Raw genomic sequence first — 15,558 nt, 5'->3', positions numbered from 1 at the left:
CAAACAGGAAACCGTTAAAAGGATACAAAAGAACCGATTCAACATAAAAAAATACACCCTCCAACAAACTGTTAAAGAATGTATTCGCGCATACGTAATTAGCTATTAACTATTCGTTAAACTAGACTTTCGCGAATAATTAATAGCCATCCAATATTTTCCACCTGCACCGGCTCAACATATATTTAACTATCCGGTTCGCCATTTTTACCTTGCATTTATAACCTCTTACTCACATAATCCAAAGCTTGAACCCAAACGCCTTTGTTCTGCTTCCAAACAGTGCTGAATTCAGAAAATGGTACAGGGCAAGGGAACCTTCCTACCTCCAAAGTTACGCCAGGCACTGCATCAGCTTTTGATTGCATCCAGTCTTTAAAGCCTCCCTTTCCGTCACTGGAATCCATGCGATAACCTGTCATTACTGATATGTTCTCTGCTAAGGTATTGGATGCCATTTTGGCACCATTGTTGCTGGTCGTCCAGTAAATTACCTCTCCCTGGGAATGATAGCTGATAGTAATTGCCCATGGATACTGATCAGCGATACTGGCAAGAGCCTGACTCTCCGGCTCCGATAAAGGACTCGTTCCTTTATAGGCGGCATAAGATGGAGAAGTTAAGGTAGTAGAAAGCTCATTCCAGCCATAAGGAAAATTGTAATTCAAATCTACTCCTCCTGCATTAGCCTTCCATTTAGATAGGTATACTTCAAACGTATCGGTTGTTTTTCCCAGATTCACATCCGATGCATAGCAAGTTCTTATAATCCTCTTCAGCTCATCTGAACGAATTCCGTCTATACCAAATTGGCTCAAGGTTACTCCATCGGGATTTGTCATAGGAATAAAATGAATTGCTGTTTTTTTCAGCATATCAGAAACTGGCTTAAAATTATAACGTCCTGTATCATAATTAATCAGAGCATACTCCAACTGGCTCATCATTACCAGTGGAGTCATATATTCTCTGGCATGAATAGCTCCCTGCATCAAAATATGAGCTTCTGCCTGTGGATTTCCAAGTATTATATCATAGATCTTTCGTCCGTCCCGTGAGGTGCCAATGATATTAACTGTAATTTTGTCACCGTAAGACTGCTCTAATGCCTGGATATCTCGTTCCATCTGATCATAAGAATATTTATCTACTGGCTTGACAATGGGATTGGTTACTTCCAAATTCAAAAAATTGTTAACCCCTACAGCAGCATTTATCCCAGGCCCTATGGCATTGGCCTCTTTATATGAAAATTCTGCCCCGTAACCAGTTAATTCCATATTTCCAATTCCCACAAAAACCAATGCTCCGCTTAAAACTGCACATGCTATACGTTTCATATGATATACTCTCTCTCCTCTTTCCTTTCTGATCTGGTTTCATATGCTCATAATGTATGAAAAGGTTCAGGGGAAAATAAATGCTTTAGCTAATAGATCTTCTAAAGTATGGTTCTTAGTAGTCCCTTTAAAAAGCCTGCCGCCTGTGTCTCGTCCTCTCCTTCAATAACAAGTTCCAGGCATTCTCCCTGGAGCGCTCCAAGCCCTATAAGAGCAAGAACATTTTTGCAGTCTGCCTTCCCCTTCCTTCCTTTTAATGTGATACTGCTCTTATATTCACTGGCTGCCCGGCATAAGCTCATAGCATTCGTTGCATGAAGACCCTGTCGGTCTGAAATAACGTATTCGTAACTTATCATAATCAATCATCCTTTATTGTTCTCCCCTCTATTACGCCATGGCATACTAACTGGGGATGCATACCGTTCGGCCTGATGCTGACCCGCTTTCGCGTGTCACTGAACCAGGAGTCATATACTGACTGAAGATATTATAACCCGTCTCGACTAGAGTATTTAAGTGAACCTTCGCCGTATGTTGGCTTTTACAAGCGCAAATAGCCGAAAGGCTTATTACATATTATATCCTCTGGCCCTCTGGCGTTGGTTTTCTCCGTAGAGGCGTATGGTTCAGTCTGGCGCTCTGACTGAACTTCGTGTATCACTTAAAGTTTGTTTAATGTAGCTAATTTCCTATGATATAATAAAAATGGAAGAAATAATACTTCATACATACCTCTATCCGTCATACTCCCGGTCCGATTTCTCCGGGGCCTCCAAAACTAGTGCCTGCGCTTCCCGAAGTTTCACTTGCATCTGTTCCTTCCTGCTCCTTGGCAGGCCTGATAACTGCTTCCGTTTCTTCTGCTCCAGGCCCTTTTTCTTCATCTTCCGACGTTGTAGGCTCCTGCGCTTTTACTGGATTATCAGATACACCAGGACCTATCTCCTCTGACTCTGGGGTCTCCTCTGTTGCTTTCTCCCTCTCCTCTGCAGTCTCTTCTGAGCTTTTCTCTGTGCTTTCCTCTAGAGGATCTGACTCATCAGGCAGTGTCTCAAAACGCTCTGTCTCGGAAGGTGCTGGGGATACCGGAGCCTTATCTCCGCCCTTATTTCCCGAGGCTTCGCCTCCGGAAGAACCTTTGCCAGGCGCAGCTTTACCCGCATCATATAACCCCGTTTCTTCGGAAATCCGGGCGCTGATTTTCCTTACAGCAGATGAGGGACTATAACTTATATCCTCTCCGTATAGGAACTGGTGAAGAAGAACAACATTACTTTCCAAAGTCGTAGCAATAACACAATCCATACGGCCTACTCGCATAGTCTGCCTGGAAAATGGAAATCCTGTAGTTTCCCCAATGTAGTATTTATCAATGTCCTTAACAAGAGGAAGCACATCGTCCAGACCAACGCTGGTGGAAATTTGCTGAATCAGATAACCTGCTAGGCTTGTCAATGTAGACATATCTGCCTGCTTTGCTTTATCCAGCGCCAGCGTAACTACCTTTCTCTGTCGTTCTGTTCTCTGAAAATCAGAGTCCATAAGGCGCAGACGGCAATAGGCTACCGCCTGGACGCCGTCCAGATGATTCATACCTGGCTGTGTCAGGTGAACAGAGGCAATGCCTGTGGATTCCACTGTCTCGGTGATAAAACTATTTATGTATTTGAATTCATCCTGCGTAAGCTCCATATCTACGCCGCCCAGAATATTGATAGCTTCCGCAACAGTCTTCCAGTTGAAAGCTGCATAATCATCAATCTTTATATCCAGATTTTCCTCCAAGGCATCTACTGCCTGCTTATGTCCGCCCTTGAAGTAGGCCTCGTTGATCTTGTGGTAGGTTCCATCGGAATTAATCTTAAGGTATGTATCCCTGTACACGCTTACCAGCTTTATTTCACCAGTGGAGCGATCAATATTGCAGATCATCTGGACATCTGCCAGAGCCTTATCAGTGCTTCCATCTCTGCTGTCTACACCAAATACGGCGACCGTCCAATAGCCTGTAGGCCGGTGAAGGAACAACCAGGCCCCATAGCCGATGAACAGTGTCAGTAGAAGAAGAACTATAGATTTCCAGCCGTGCCGTTTCTTCCTCTTAACTACTCGCCCCTTTTGAGCTTGGGAAGCACCCTTCCTTCCAGCAGCATTACTCCGTCTGTTCCGCCCATTTAAGCTCTGTCCGGCTTTTGTGCCTTTCCGATCCGATACCGTTTTAGAAGAAAAAAGGGCTGTATTTTTTCGGGTTCTGGAAGCCGTTTTGTATCGGTCAGCATTTCTTGCTGCTCCCAAAGATGAATAACGCCGAGACCGTCCTGATGACTGTCCTTCCCATTCCTTGGGTTCATCTCCTATAAGAATATCCTGGAGGCGATCCTCCCCATCATAGGAATATTCCTCTTCATAATAAGCATCATCATAATTGTATTCCTGTGCCTTCCGCCCTCTGGCAGGCGCTGTTCTTCCGGAACGAGCAGAAGCCCTTCTTCTGGCTCTCATCCGTTCCAGCTCATCATCCTGTGCCCTATCGTTCATGATTATATCCATTCCTTTCGCTTCGCTCATGTACAAAACGTAATGAAACTGTTTCCCTGAGCTTATTTCTTTGTTATAATTCTTCTTTGCAGGGAACTTGGTATACTACAAATCACGGGGAGGTGAGTGGCCTGTCCGGCTTGCCGGATGACCGAATGATTATATGTGTAGTCCGCCTTTTCAAGCACAAATAAGTGTGACACCTAGCACGTTTTCGATCTTACTCCTCTTTTGCTTTTTTAGTTATCTTTTTCGTAAAGGCAAGCAAGACTATATCATTTATATGTGCCTATGTTCCTAAGGAAGTATATCATAAACGGTAGAAAAAAACACTAAAAAACTCTTACGTAATCATTAAAATATCATTCTTTCATTAGGCCAGATCCTTTCCGGCTGATACATACAATAAAGTGATCTCTAAGCAGGTTTAAGCTCATAGCAAAAGCCCGGTTCAGCACGAAACCAAACTGGGCTTTGAAAAGGATGGTATTTTAAGTGCCTGCTATGCTAGTTCTGTTTTAACCACCGCTGCTTAACATCTGCAAAATTCATAATAACATCCACTGCACCTTCATGACCAACCTTGCTGCTGTTGATGCAGAGGTCATAGCTGCGCGGGTCACTCCACTTTTTATTGGAGTAATAATTATAGTAGCTGGAACGCTGCTTATCTGTTTTAATCATAATATCCTTGGCCTTAGATTCATCCACCTTATATAGCTCCTTCAGACGGTTCAGTTTGTCTCTGTCATCAGCTGTGATAAAAACATTGACTACATTGGGATAATCCTCCAAAGCATAGTCTGCGCAACGGCCTACCATAACACAGGAGTGCTCGTCTGCCAGCCTTTTAATGGTGTCAAACTGGGCCAAAAATATCTTATGGTTAATAGGCATGTCAGAATATCCTGACGTCGTATAACCCATGGAATAGGAATCCATAACTAGAGAATAGAGAAAGCTGCTGGTCGGACGTTCATCCAGCTTTTCAAAAAGCTCCTGGCAAAGTCCGCTATGCTTTGCAGCCATGGACAACAGCTCTTTATCATAGCACTTAACGCCCATTTTCTTTGCCAACATTTCTCCGATTAGCTTCCCTCCGCTGCCGCACTGTCTGCCTATGGTAATTATAAGATTATTTGTCATGAAACATTCCCCTTTCTGCCGCATATATCATAGCTAAGTGAGTTATATTTACTATCTGTATAGATATTATAACTCAAAAAAACAGAAAAGTATATAGAAATCTGACAATATCTATTTTAATATCCTGTTTCAAGAAACTAAAAGGTCTGTTTTCTGAAGCTTCTTACAGTCTGCGTTCTGACAGGACTTTCCTCTCTTCTATGGTTACGACTGGTTTACAGTATCTTAAGAAGCCCTTCAAAATAATCAGGAAGAGGTGCGCAAAACTCCATCTTTTCCCCTGTTTCAGGATGTATAATTCCAAGAATCCCGGCGTGGAGGGTCTGGCCCTGAAGCCCTGGTATGGGGCATCTGGAAGGGCCATATATTTGATCGCCTAAAAGAGGATGATGAATACTGGCCATATGGACACGTATCTGGTGGGTGCGTCCTGTTTCAAGCCTGCATTCCACATAGGTATAGTGGCTAAAGCGCTTCAGAACCTTATAGTGAGTTACTGCCTCCCGCCCCTTATCATAGTTAATGCTCATCCTCTTTCGTTGAGTAGGATGGCGGCCAATGGGTGCGTTGATTGTACCCCCGTCCTCTTTAATGACGCCGTGTACAATAGCCTGATAACGTCTGGTAATGGAATGTTCCTTCAACTGAGCGGCAATGGAATTATGGGCTCTATCATTCTTGCACGCAATCAGAACTCCAGTGGTATCCATATCAATCCGATGGACGATTCCAGGGCGCATTACTCCATTGATTCCGGAAAGCTGATCCCTGCAGTGATACATCAGTCCGTTTACCAGTGTATGGCTGTAGTGGCCGGCAGCTGGATGAACCACCATTCCCTTAGGCTTGTTGATGAGTATGATATCCTTATCTTCATAAAGAATATCCAAATCCATAGGCTCCGCTTCTATCTCCGGTTCCACAGCTTGAGGCGCCTCCAGCTCAATGCAATCATCCTCGCACACCACATAGCTGGCTTTCACACTCCTTCCGTTAACAAGCACCTTCCCTGACTTAAGCAGTCTCTGGATATAGGAACGGCTTAAATCAGGACAGAGAGTGGCAAGATACTTATCAATTCTCACGTCACAGTCCATGTCCGTAGGATGAAATTCCTGCTTCAACTATTTCTCACTCCTCCTTTTTCTTAAGAGAAAAGCACATCATGTCCTCATCTTTATAATGGAACATAATAAGCAGCATCAAGCCGGCCGCCGCCGAAGTCACATAGCAATCCGCTACATTAAAGATTGGAAAATGAATAAGCCTAAAATACAGAAAATCCACTACATATCCCTGACTGACCCTATCGATCATATTGCCTGTGGCTCCTGCGCAGATCAGCATCAAACATACGGCCAAGGGCATATACCGTCTCTCAGCCGGCATTTTCCATATAAGATACGCTACAGCGCCCAAGACCAGGACAGCAATCAGGAAAAAGAACAGCTGCTTCTCCTGCATCATTCCAAAGGCAGCTCCTCGGTTTTCCGAATAGCAAAATTCAAAGACTCCCTTCCATACCACAGCGGGCTCCTTATTCTTTAAATGAGCGACAGCAAGTCCCTTCGTCCACTGATCCAGTCCTACTAGAATTACCACACCTATTATAAAGCTGTAAATCATAGAGCGTTTCTGCTTTGTCATTCTGTGTGTCCTCCTATGCATATCAATCCGGCCTTCATTTCTTCCTCATTTACGGTCTTGTCCACGTAAGCATCCCCCGGAGTCCGCAGCAGGATAAATTTAATCGAACCGGCATCCATCTTTTTATCCCGCTTTACTGCCTGGGATATCTTCGCCCAGTCTGCTCCTGTAACCTGAACCGGCAGACGAAAGGCCTTAAACGTATCCCGGATATCGATCCACTCTTCCTCTGAGATCATTCCTCTGCTTTTGGAAATATAGGCTGCAGCTATACTTCCAAGACCAACACAGTGTCCATGAAGCATAGACAGCTCCAATGATTTCTCAATGGCATGACCAAGGGTATGACCGAAGTTTAAAAGCGCTCTTTCTCCTTGCTCTTTCGGGTCCTGTTCCACTACCTGCTTTTTTATCATATTGCTCACGTAAACTACCCTTTGGCAAAACTCCAAATCCCGGTTTAAAATTGCCTTCCGGTTATCCTTAAGCCACTGATAATATTCCTTGTCCTTAATAAGGCCATGTTTGATCACCTCTCCCATACCAGAAGAAAACTGCTCTTCGGAAAGAGTTCTGAGAACGCCAAGATTCGTATATACCAGCCTGGGCATATGAAAGGCTCCTATCATATTTTTATAGGCGTCAAAGTCCACCCCTGTCTTACCGCCAATACTGGAATCCACCTGAGCCAGCAAGGTGGTAGGTATCTGGATAAAATCAATACCTCTTAAGTAAGTGGCAGCCCCAAATCCACAGAGATCTCCTACCACGCCGCCTCCAAGGGCGGCCAACATATCTTTTCTGTCAAAATTTTCTGCTATTAAATGCTCATACAGCTTTCTTACCGTTTCCAGATTTTTGTTCTCTTCACCGGCAGGGAACACAAACACAGATACGCTCTTGCAGCAGGAGGATAATATTTCCTTTACCTCATCCAGATAAAGACCAGCAACATTGGAATCTGTGACAATACAAATTTTCCTGTCCTCTATAGCAAGCTTTTTTAATTCAGCTTTCAAGCCCCTAAAGGAATGTTCCAGCACAATATCATAAATTCGCAGACCGTCTCTGCGTACGCTAATTCTGTCAGCCATCTAACCAATAACCTCCTTAACGACAAACTGGCAGACGCCTTAAGGGTCTGCCGCGTTACGTCCATATAGTATTTCATTCTCCCTATGTGTTATAAACGAATATTAAGGCCGGATACATCCATGCCCATGGCGCCTCCGGCAGCCAGGATATCCTGAAAATCACCAGACAATTCTACAGAATCAGGCGTCGCAATAAAAATATAGTTCGATATCTTTTGTAAATTCCCATTCATAGAATAGGTGGCCCCAGATGTGAAATCAATGATTCTTTGAGCTACCTCTGTATGAATCCCTTCCATATTTAAAACTACAGCTTTACCGGCCAGCAGGTAATCACTGATATCCCTGGAGTCCTCCATGGAAGTAGGCTTTATCATAGTAACCTCCATGCTGCGTCTCATTGGCACCACCTTCGGACTGGATTTCCCTAAAAATCGAGGCTTGTCCTGCTCTTCTTCGTCATCATATTCTGAGTTTCTCTTCGAGAACAGTCCCTTGCGGGGAGCTTCCTCGTCAAAGTCATCGTCCAGGTAGTAGTCGTCCTCATCATCTTCAGGACTTAATCTCATGGTATCCATTAACTTACCTAACAGACTCATCTTACACTCTCCAATCTCTCTTTGTGCACCCTGGGAGGTACACCTTATCGTGCGCCGAAAATGCCGGTGCCGACTCTCACCATAGTTGCGCCCTCCTCAATGGCAACCTCATAATCCCCGGTCATTCCCATTGAAAGCACATCCATAGTAACATTATCAATGTTTTTGCTACCTATGTCAACAGCAAAATCAAATAATTTTTTAAAAATTTCTCGATTTTCTTCTGGATTCTCTACAAAAGGCGCAATTGTCATAAGACCTTTGATGTGAACATGAGAAAAATTCTTAATAAGCATAATTGCCTCCTCAACCTCTTCCATCATAAACCCATACTTACTCTCCTCCCTGGCAACATTTACCTCCAGAAGAATATCTGCCTCCAGCCCCTTTCTGGCCGCCTCCGTTTCTATCTGCTGAGCCAAGCGCAGAGAATCTACCGAATGAATGAGAACTGCCTTGCCGATAACCTGGCTTACCTTATTGCGCTGAAGATGACCAATCATATGCCAGCGAATATCCTCCGGCAATTCAGGCTTCTTGCTGATTAATTCCTGAACCCTATTTTCTCCAAAAGCTCTGGCTCCGCAGTCGTAGGCCTCCTTAAGCATAGAAACCGGTTTTGTCTTACTCACTGCTATTAGAGTTACCTCTGAGGAGCTTCTACCCGCCCTAAGGCAAGCTGCCTCTATTCGTTCTCTCACTTCTTCCAGCTGCGTCTTTATCATAATGTTTACCTGCCTTTCTTTTTACTGATACAAAAGCTGCCCTTCCTCTACCATAGAGGCATCCAGCACAATATGATCATATACGGAAAGTCCGTAGCTCATATTCTTGCGCACCGTATAAAACTCGCTGTTTGAATCCAACACATCAATTTGTTTGAATATAGTGTATCCCTTATTAATATTGTAAACGCCCTTTAGAGAAGCTGTTCTTCCAATCTGAAACCGTTCATCAGATTCAGGCTTTACCACATAATCCCCCGCCTTTAATCCTCCTTCCTCATCCATATCCACATAGCAGTATTCATCATCAGAATAGTATATGGTAGTAGGAACAAAAACTACTGGGGTTCCGTTTTCATTGTACACCTCTTTATTAAAGCCTGTATCTGTGGAATCTCCTCCCTGAGTCATATAATCCGCCGGGATCAGATAAAAGCTCTTGTCCGTAACTGAGCTGACGGGAATTTTTAAGCCCTCAGCCTGTTCCATCTGTATCTCAAAGCTTACGAAACGGTCGGAGATAAACTGCTCCATATACTTAGTAAAATCCAGCCGGCCATAGGCAGCTCCGTCAGCCCCGGTAATGGTAGAGTAGGCGCCCACTGTGCTCATAGACTGGTCTTTAAAATTCACCCTGAGAGCTGTCCGGTCAGCAAAGAGGAGCTTGTCCTCCTCAGTCAGAGGAAAGAGAATGGACCAACTGCCAGAAGTTATAATTTTGTATGCCGGAGTACCGCTGTCAATCAGATCCCCTGACTTTTTGGTAGTTTTATTATAATTGCTCCTGTCAAAGCTTTCAGCTCTTACATCAGCAGGTGTTAAGGTCTCGTAGGAGTCAATGCCATAGGAAACCACACCTGACACGTCGGATTTGACCTGCTCAAAGACCGCCCCTGATTCTTTAGCCAGCTTATCTAACTGATCCAGGGCGCTGAAGCTGGAATATTCCATCACAGAGGTTTCCAGAGACATCCTGGTGTCATATATGGACGAAAAGTTCACAGAATCAAAGGACAGAACAAAAGAGGACAGCTGCTTTTTTAAGTCAGACAAATTTTCCTGTGACAAGGAGCTGCCGCTGGCTTGCGCGTTTTCCTTTAAAAGACTATCCAGACTTCCCGTTTCATCCAAAGAGTAGATTCTGCTTCCTACGGAAGCCCGTTTTCCTTCCCGCAGATAGTAATGGATATATCCTGTGCGGTCTGCTGTCTTTACCTGTTCTTCTCTGAGTATCAGCCCGGTATAGACTTTATTGTTTACAATACCGCCCTCCACCACCTCATAAAACTGAATTTTTTCACGTCTTAGATAGGTAGAGACACTAAACACCAGATAGAGAAATATGATAGCAAAAATAATCATACCCACATTAATATTCAGCGGCCGCCTGTACCGCACGACTTTCTTGTTCTTTTTTTTAGTCATGAACAAGCTCTCTCCTTTTATGCTCCAACTCTGAATACAGATACAATGCAGTGAAAAAACTGCCTCCCACACCAGGCAGTTACATCCCGGCAGGTTGGCAGCTTGTCACTTTTCTGTTACCTATTTTATCACAGAAATTGTATCATTACAGTGAAATGATCACATCGCCCTGAGCGCACTCCGGAAGCTCTGCCCTGTCCATAGAAATACTTAAAACAAAGGTGACATGATACTTTTCACAGATATTTTTCAATGTCATATATGTATCAGAAATATCCTCTCCCTCCAGGCAGGCTAACTTTAAAAAGCTATCCAGATACATAGTTTCCAAATCGTGATCCTGGGAGATAATACCACAGATAAATCCTAAAAATCCTTCGCTGCTTAATATTGGAAATTCATTGACATTAATGAGACGAATCTTATTGTTTAACTCATACATGTGTTGGGAACTTTTATCGAGATATACGACAGTGCCAGTGGCCCCCTTGATTGCTGCATTAGCCATATCTAACAGATGCTTGGTCTTTCCTTTACCTTTTCTTCCTGCAATAATCTGAACCATACCAATCTCCTCCTCGAGTTATATATGTTGTATAAAAAAACAAATAAGGATATTCTAATTATAGTACAAATTCATAGAAAGCGCAATCACTATTTGACGATTTCAGAAATTATATTTCCCATATTATCATAAAGATGAGGACGGCTATCCGCCTTTAGCACAACCGATATATATTCCTTATCATCAGGCCCCCTGGTTCCCATAATCAGGCAATAGCCTGCGGCCTGTGTCGTACCTGTCTTTCCTCCGAATACAGTCAGGCCTTCAGGCGTCTTACGCTCTCCTGTCATAAACCAGTTGCCACCCTTCCATGTTTTGGAAACCGGCTGACTGTTTCTGTCATGATAGTTCGCCGTATAAGCTTTGGTTCCAATAATCTGACGAAAGATTGGATAATTTAAAGCTTCATTGAAAATCAGATATAAATCATAGGCGGTGGTATAATGGTTTGGATCATTAAGTCCATGAGGATTCGTAAAATGAGTCCCGGTAGCTCCCAGCGCGGCTGCTTCCTCATTCATCATATCCGCAAATCCGTCAATGCTGCCTGCCATATGAACAGCAATGGCTGCCCCGGCGTCATTCCCTGAGGGAAGCATCAATCCATAAAGGAGCTGCTCCAAAGTCAGGGTATCTCCAGGTTGAATTCCGCAGAGCGTTGCCCCGGACTCTGTGACCACCGCGTCCTCCGTTACCAGCACCCGTCCTTTTAAGTCCCCATACTTTATTGCTACCAAGGCGGTCATTACCTTGGTGATACTGGCCGGATACAGCTGTTCAAAGGCATTTTTACTGTAAAGCACCTCTTTGTCACTGATATCAAAAAGCACTGCTGCTTCTGAGGTTGCAAATTCCGGGTCAAAGGAAGCCTCGTCAGAAATGACACAGAGATCAGACGAAAAGCCCTTCGCATAGTGGGAACTGGAATCTGCGTCTGTCAAAGCCGGAATCCGATCCGTTAGTGAATAGGCATCCTTCACGCCGGGAGTACAGCCCGCAGCAGACAAGACTCCTGCCGTCACAAGAGCCAGAGCAAGAGCTCTGGTGCGCTTTGCAAAGCCGAAACAGCCTTTGCATCCGAACATTATCTGATTACCTCGCGCCATTCCATATCGCCTCGATCCAAAGCCTTGATTAACAGCTCGGCAGATGCCAGATTGGTTGCCAGAGGGATGTTATAGGTATCGCAAAGGCGTACCACATCATTTACATCAGGCTCGTGGGATTTGGGATTATGGGGATCCCTTAGGAAAATGACCAAATCCATCTCATTGTGCTCAATCTGAGCAGCCATTTGCTGCATGCCGCCCAGGTGACCTGCAAGATATTTATGAATATTTAAGTTAACTACCTCCTCTATCAGCCTTCCGGTGGTTCCGGTAGCGTACAAGGTATTCTTGCTGAGTATCCCCCTGTAAGCGATACAGAAGTTCTGCATTAATTTTTTCTTTGCGTCATGTGCAATCAAACCAATCGTCATATCTTATAACCCTCCTTGGATTAGTAATGTCTTGTTTCTCTTTGAAGTCCTACGTTGAGCACCAGCCCCATCCCCAAACATATACTGATAAGAGAGCTGCTTCCGTAACTGATAAAAGGAAGCGGCAGCCCTGTATTGGGGAAAATGCCTGTGGCTACGGCAATATTGGAGAATGCCTGAAACGCTATCAGGGTTGCCATGCCTGTGCAGATAAGCTTACCCGATAAATCTCTGGCCCGCCCTGCCATCATAAGACATTCATATACAATCAGCAAAAACAATATAATTACCGCAACGCAGCCAATAAATCCCAGTTCCTCTCCTATGACGGCAAAGATGAAATCCGTCTGCTCTTCTGACAGGAAATTACCGTTTTTTACAGATGCAATGGTGGTATTATACAGTCCCTTACCCCTTAATTGACCGGAACCAATGGCTATAATAGAATTATTCTGCTGATACCTGGCCTCTCCATATTGTTCAGGATAAAACCAGGCCAGAATACGTCCTGCCTGATATTCTTTAATAAAAGGAATCATACCGTTAAGCAGAAGGTATATAAAGGTCGATACGACCGGTACGGTTACAGCCAGAGTTCCCATAATCCACCTGTAGCTGATGCCGCTGGCAAAGACAATTCCCAGAACCATCACCATCGTCACCAGACAGGTGGAAAGATTAGGCTGTTCAAAAATTAGAAATGCCGGGGCTGCAAAAAGCGCTACTGCTATAATAACCGTACTGACCTGATTGATCTTTTCCTGGTATTTCATGAAATACCAGGAAAAGGTAACAATCAAACCGATTTTCACAAATTCTGAAGGCTGAAGCTGACCGATAACCGGAACTTCAATCCAGCGCCTGGCATTATTCACATCCCTGCCCCAAATCAGCACAGCGATAAGGCTTGCAATGCAAAGCCCATAGATAATTATGCTGAAATTCAAGATCCTGTGGTAATCGATGAATGATAATCCAATCGCTATAGCAAGCCCTACTAATACGCCTAACAGCTGTTTGTTGACTGCTTCCGCATCAAGATTGGTGGCGCTCCGTATAACCAGAACGCCTATGATATTGAGAGCAATCATATAAAGTATCAGCCGAAAATTAAAATATCTGAAATCATAATCCAAAAACATGTTAATAAAGCCCCTTATTCGATATGGAACGAATTGGTATATTGGCATGAAGTACAGGCAGGGCCTGTCCTGTTTCTGAACTGAACGCCTCCCTATCCACCTGTATTCGGACATTCTCCTTTTCTATCTCCATATATTTTGAAATGGAATGTATGATGTCATCCCTCATCATCTGTATCATCTCCGGTGAGCAGCCTGCCTTGTCGGATACCAGCAAAAGCTTCAGCCGCATCTTAGCTGTCTCTCCGGAACGCCTGGTACAAACATTTGAAAACCATCTCACCTTGGCACCGTCCCTTCTATGCGCGCCTTAGCACGCTGCACAGTCTGGTGAAAAAGGTCTCTGTCTGTCCGGGATCTGCCATCGGCACGCTTTCTCCCAGAAGCCTGCGGCAAATGTCCAAATAAGCCTGTCCTGCTGTGGAACCCATCCCTACCAGCGGTTCGCCCTGGTTGGTGGAAACAACAATATTCTCATCGTCGGGCACTGCCCCAATGATATTTACTGCCAGAATATCCGATACATCGCTTAAGGACATCATGTCCCCCCGACGCACCATATCAGCCCGGATTCGGTTTACAATCAAGTCAACCTCTCCCAGCTCCGCATGTTCCAGAAGTCCAATGATACGATCTGCATCACGGATAGCTGAAACCTCAGGTGTAGTAACTACCAGGGCTCTGTCCGCTCCGGCTATGGCATTGTAGAATCCCTGTTCAATGCCCGCAGGACAATCCAGCAGTATGTAGTCAAATTCCTCTTTTAAGTCAGCTACCAGCTTTATCATCTGCTCCGGATTCACAGCCGTCTTGTCCCTGGTTTGCGCCGATGGCAACAGGTAAAGGTTGGGATATCTTTTGTCTCTTATCAGGGCCTGCTTCATACGGCAGCTGCCTTCCACCACGTCTACAAGATTGTAGACTATGCGGTTCTCCAGTCCCATGACTACATCCAGGTTGCGAAGGCCGATATCTGTATCAATCAGCACCACCCGCTTACCTAAGATGGCCAGTCCTGTTCCCACATTGGCAGAAGTAGTCGTCTTGCCTACCCCGCCTTTTCCAGAAGTAATCACAATGACTTCACTCATAGGAACCTCCTGAAAAATTACTTTACCTTCCTATTCTACATTAAATTTCAAAAATTTTCCAGTATTTTTTTGATATTAAGTGAAATTTAACATATTGTTTAGAAATGTTTTGTTTAACGGCCGGATTACCAGCCTTCCAGCTTCCAGAAAAGCAAGCATTGGCCCTCTTCCTAACCGCTTGTTTTTCTCGTTAAAGCGGCTGCTGTACTCTCCAATCCGCAGCTGCAAAGGGGCCATCAGGGTTGCCATGACCACTGCGTCCTGGTTCCCGGCTACGCCTGCTGTCACGGTCCCGCGCAGTTGCCCCAGAACAATGACATTGCCTTTGGCCGTAACCCTGGCTCCGTGATCTACGTCGCCGATAATGACGATACTGGCCTCCGATTCCAGAGTGTCCCCTCTCCTTAAGGCTCCCCGGTAGAACTGTCCTGTCTGTGAGTTCAACTCCATCAGTTTGTCATTCAGCGCTTTCTCACAGCGTTCAATCCTCTGTGCATCCGTATCCAGAAGGCAGAGGATTTCTATCTGTGAATTTCTCGTAATCGTATCAACAATCTTAAATTCCTCAGCAGCTGTGAGGCTGCGTCCCTCCAGCGTCAAAGTCATCTGTACAGAGCCCCAAAATTTGGCGCTTTCCCGGAATTTTTTCCCCAGAGCTTCCAAAAGCCCGTCAAAGGGAAGCTCCGGGTCCAGAATAACGGTCATACCGGCTTTACTGCTTTTGATTACTACCGCATTGTGCATACAATCACCTCTTTTGCTG

General features: G+C 44.6%; 17 protein-coding genes. All 17 read right to left on the bottom strand.

All coding sequences use genetic code 11. The features are described 5' to 3' along the window. Nucleotides 1-218 precede the first annotated feature (218 nt). Nucleotides 219-1,340, bottom strand: coding sequence for a M14 family zinc carboxypeptidase (locus tag FYJ39_RS17385; protein WP_154473686.1), 1,122 nt, complete (start codon nucleotides 1,338-1,340; stop codon nucleotides 219-221). A gap of 101 nt (nucleotides 1,341-1,441) precedes the next feature. Continuing rightward, nucleotides 1,442-1,699 (bottom strand): HPr family phosphocarrier protein, encoded by a 258-nt coding sequence (locus tag FYJ39_RS17380; RefSeq protein WP_154473685.1) that lies wholly within the window; start codon nucleotides 1,697-1,699, stop codon nucleotides 1,442-1,444. A gap of 385 nt (nucleotides 1,700-2,084) precedes the next feature. After that, nucleotides 2,085-3,881, bottom strand: a complete 1,797-nt coding sequence (locus FYJ39_RS17375) for an LCP family protein (RefSeq protein ID WP_154473684.1) — start codon at nucleotides 3,879-3,881, stop codon at nucleotides 2,085-2,087. Between the two features lie 507 nt (nucleotides 3,882-4,388). Then, nucleotides 4,389-5,027, bottom strand: a complete 639-nt coding sequence (locus FYJ39_RS17370) for a cytidylate kinase-like family protein (protein WP_154473683.1) — start codon at nucleotides 5,025-5,027, stop codon at nucleotides 4,389-4,391. 215 nt (nucleotides 5,028-5,242) lie between these two features. Then, nucleotides 5,243-6,124, bottom strand: coding sequence for an RluA family pseudouridine synthase (locus tag FYJ39_RS17365; RefSeq protein WP_353847318.1), 882 nt, complete (start codon nucleotides 6,122-6,124; stop codon nucleotides 5,243-5,245). A gap of 34 nt (nucleotides 6,125-6,158) precedes the next feature. Continuing rightward, nucleotides 6,159-6,674 carry a signal peptidase II gene (gene lspA / locus FYJ39_RS17360; RefSeq protein WP_154473681.1) on the bottom strand — a complete coding sequence of 172 codons (516 nt, stop codon included), beginning with the start codon at nucleotides 6,672-6,674 and terminating at the stop codon, nucleotides 6,159-6,161. Beyond that, a complete protein-coding gene (aroB, locus tag FYJ39_RS17355) occupies nucleotides 6,671-7,768 on the bottom strand; it encodes a 3-dehydroquinate synthase (protein ID WP_154473680.1) in 1,098 nt (365 codons plus the stop codon). The genes lspA and aroB overlap by 4 nt, the downstream gene beginning before the upstream one ends. Nucleotides 7,769-7,857: 89 nt before the next feature. After that, on the bottom strand, nucleotides 7,858-8,367 hold the full coding sequence (locus tag FYJ39_RS17350) for a cell division protein SepF (RefSeq protein ID WP_154473679.1): 510 nt from the start codon (nucleotides 8,365-8,367) through the stop codon (nucleotides 7,858-7,860). Between the two features lie 44 nt (nucleotides 8,368-8,411). Next, nucleotides 8,412-9,092 (bottom strand): YggS family pyridoxal phosphate-dependent enzyme, encoded by a 681-nt coding sequence (locus FYJ39_RS17345; protein WP_154473678.1) that lies wholly within the window; start codon nucleotides 9,090-9,092, stop codon nucleotides 8,412-8,414. 21 nt (nucleotides 9,093-9,113) lie between these two features. Next, complete coding sequence (locus tag FYJ39_RS17340) at nucleotides 9,114-10,517, bottom strand: HlyD family efflux transporter periplasmic adaptor subunit (protein ID WP_154473677.1); 1,404 nt, start codon at nucleotides 10,515-10,517, stop codon at nucleotides 9,114-9,116. Between the two features lie 145 nt (nucleotides 10,518-10,662). Next, entirely contained in the window at nucleotides 10,663-11,082 is a 420-nt protein-coding gene (locus tag FYJ39_RS17335; protein ID WP_154473676.1) for a twitching motility protein PilT, read from the bottom strand. 89 nt (nucleotides 11,083-11,171) lie between these two features. Next, on the bottom strand, nucleotides 11,172-12,188 hold the full coding sequence (locus FYJ39_RS17330; RefSeq protein WP_235919877.1) for a D-alanyl-D-alanine carboxypeptidase family protein: 1,017 nt from the start codon (nucleotides 12,186-12,188) through the stop codon (nucleotides 11,172-11,174). After that, a complete protein-coding gene (locus tag FYJ39_RS17325) occupies nucleotides 12,167-12,562 on the bottom strand; it encodes a methylglyoxal synthase (protein ID WP_154473675.1) in 396 nt (131 codons plus the stop codon). The genes FYJ39_RS17330 and FYJ39_RS17325 overlap by 22 nt, the downstream gene beginning before the upstream one ends. 20 nt (nucleotides 12,563-12,582) lie before the next feature. Then, complete coding sequence (locus FYJ39_RS17320) at nucleotides 12,583-13,704, bottom strand: FtsW/RodA/SpoVE family cell cycle protein (RefSeq protein ID WP_154473674.1); 1,122 nt, start codon at nucleotides 13,702-13,704, stop codon at nucleotides 12,583-12,585. A gap of 1 nt (nucleotide 13,705) precedes the next feature. Then, nucleotides 13,706-13,987, bottom strand: a complete 282-nt coding sequence (gene minE, locus FYJ39_RS17315) for a cell division topological specificity factor MinE (protein WP_178258739.1) — start codon at nucleotides 13,985-13,987, stop codon at nucleotides 13,706-13,708. Between the two features lie 16 nt (nucleotides 13,988-14,003). Beyond that, nucleotides 14,004-14,795: a septum site-determining protein MinD gene (gene minD, locus FYJ39_RS17310; RefSeq protein ID WP_154473673.1), complete on the bottom strand. Its 792-nt coding sequence runs from the start codon at nucleotides 14,793-14,795 to the stop codon at nucleotides 14,004-14,006. 75 nt (nucleotides 14,796-14,870) lie between these two features. After that, nucleotides 14,871-15,539 (bottom strand): septum site-determining protein MinC, encoded by a 669-nt coding sequence (locus tag FYJ39_RS17305; protein ID WP_154473672.1) that lies wholly within the window; start codon nucleotides 15,537-15,539, stop codon nucleotides 14,871-14,873. Nucleotides 15,540-15,558: the final 19 nt, after the last annotated feature.

The organism is Clostridium porci, from assembly GCF_009696375.1.
Lineage (GTDB): Bacteria > Bacillota > Clostridia > Lachnospirales > Lachnospiraceae > Enterocloster > Enterocloster porci.
The sequence above is the reverse complement of the archived record's forward strand: the minus strand, read 5'-3'. Positions and strand labels throughout refer to the sequence as shown.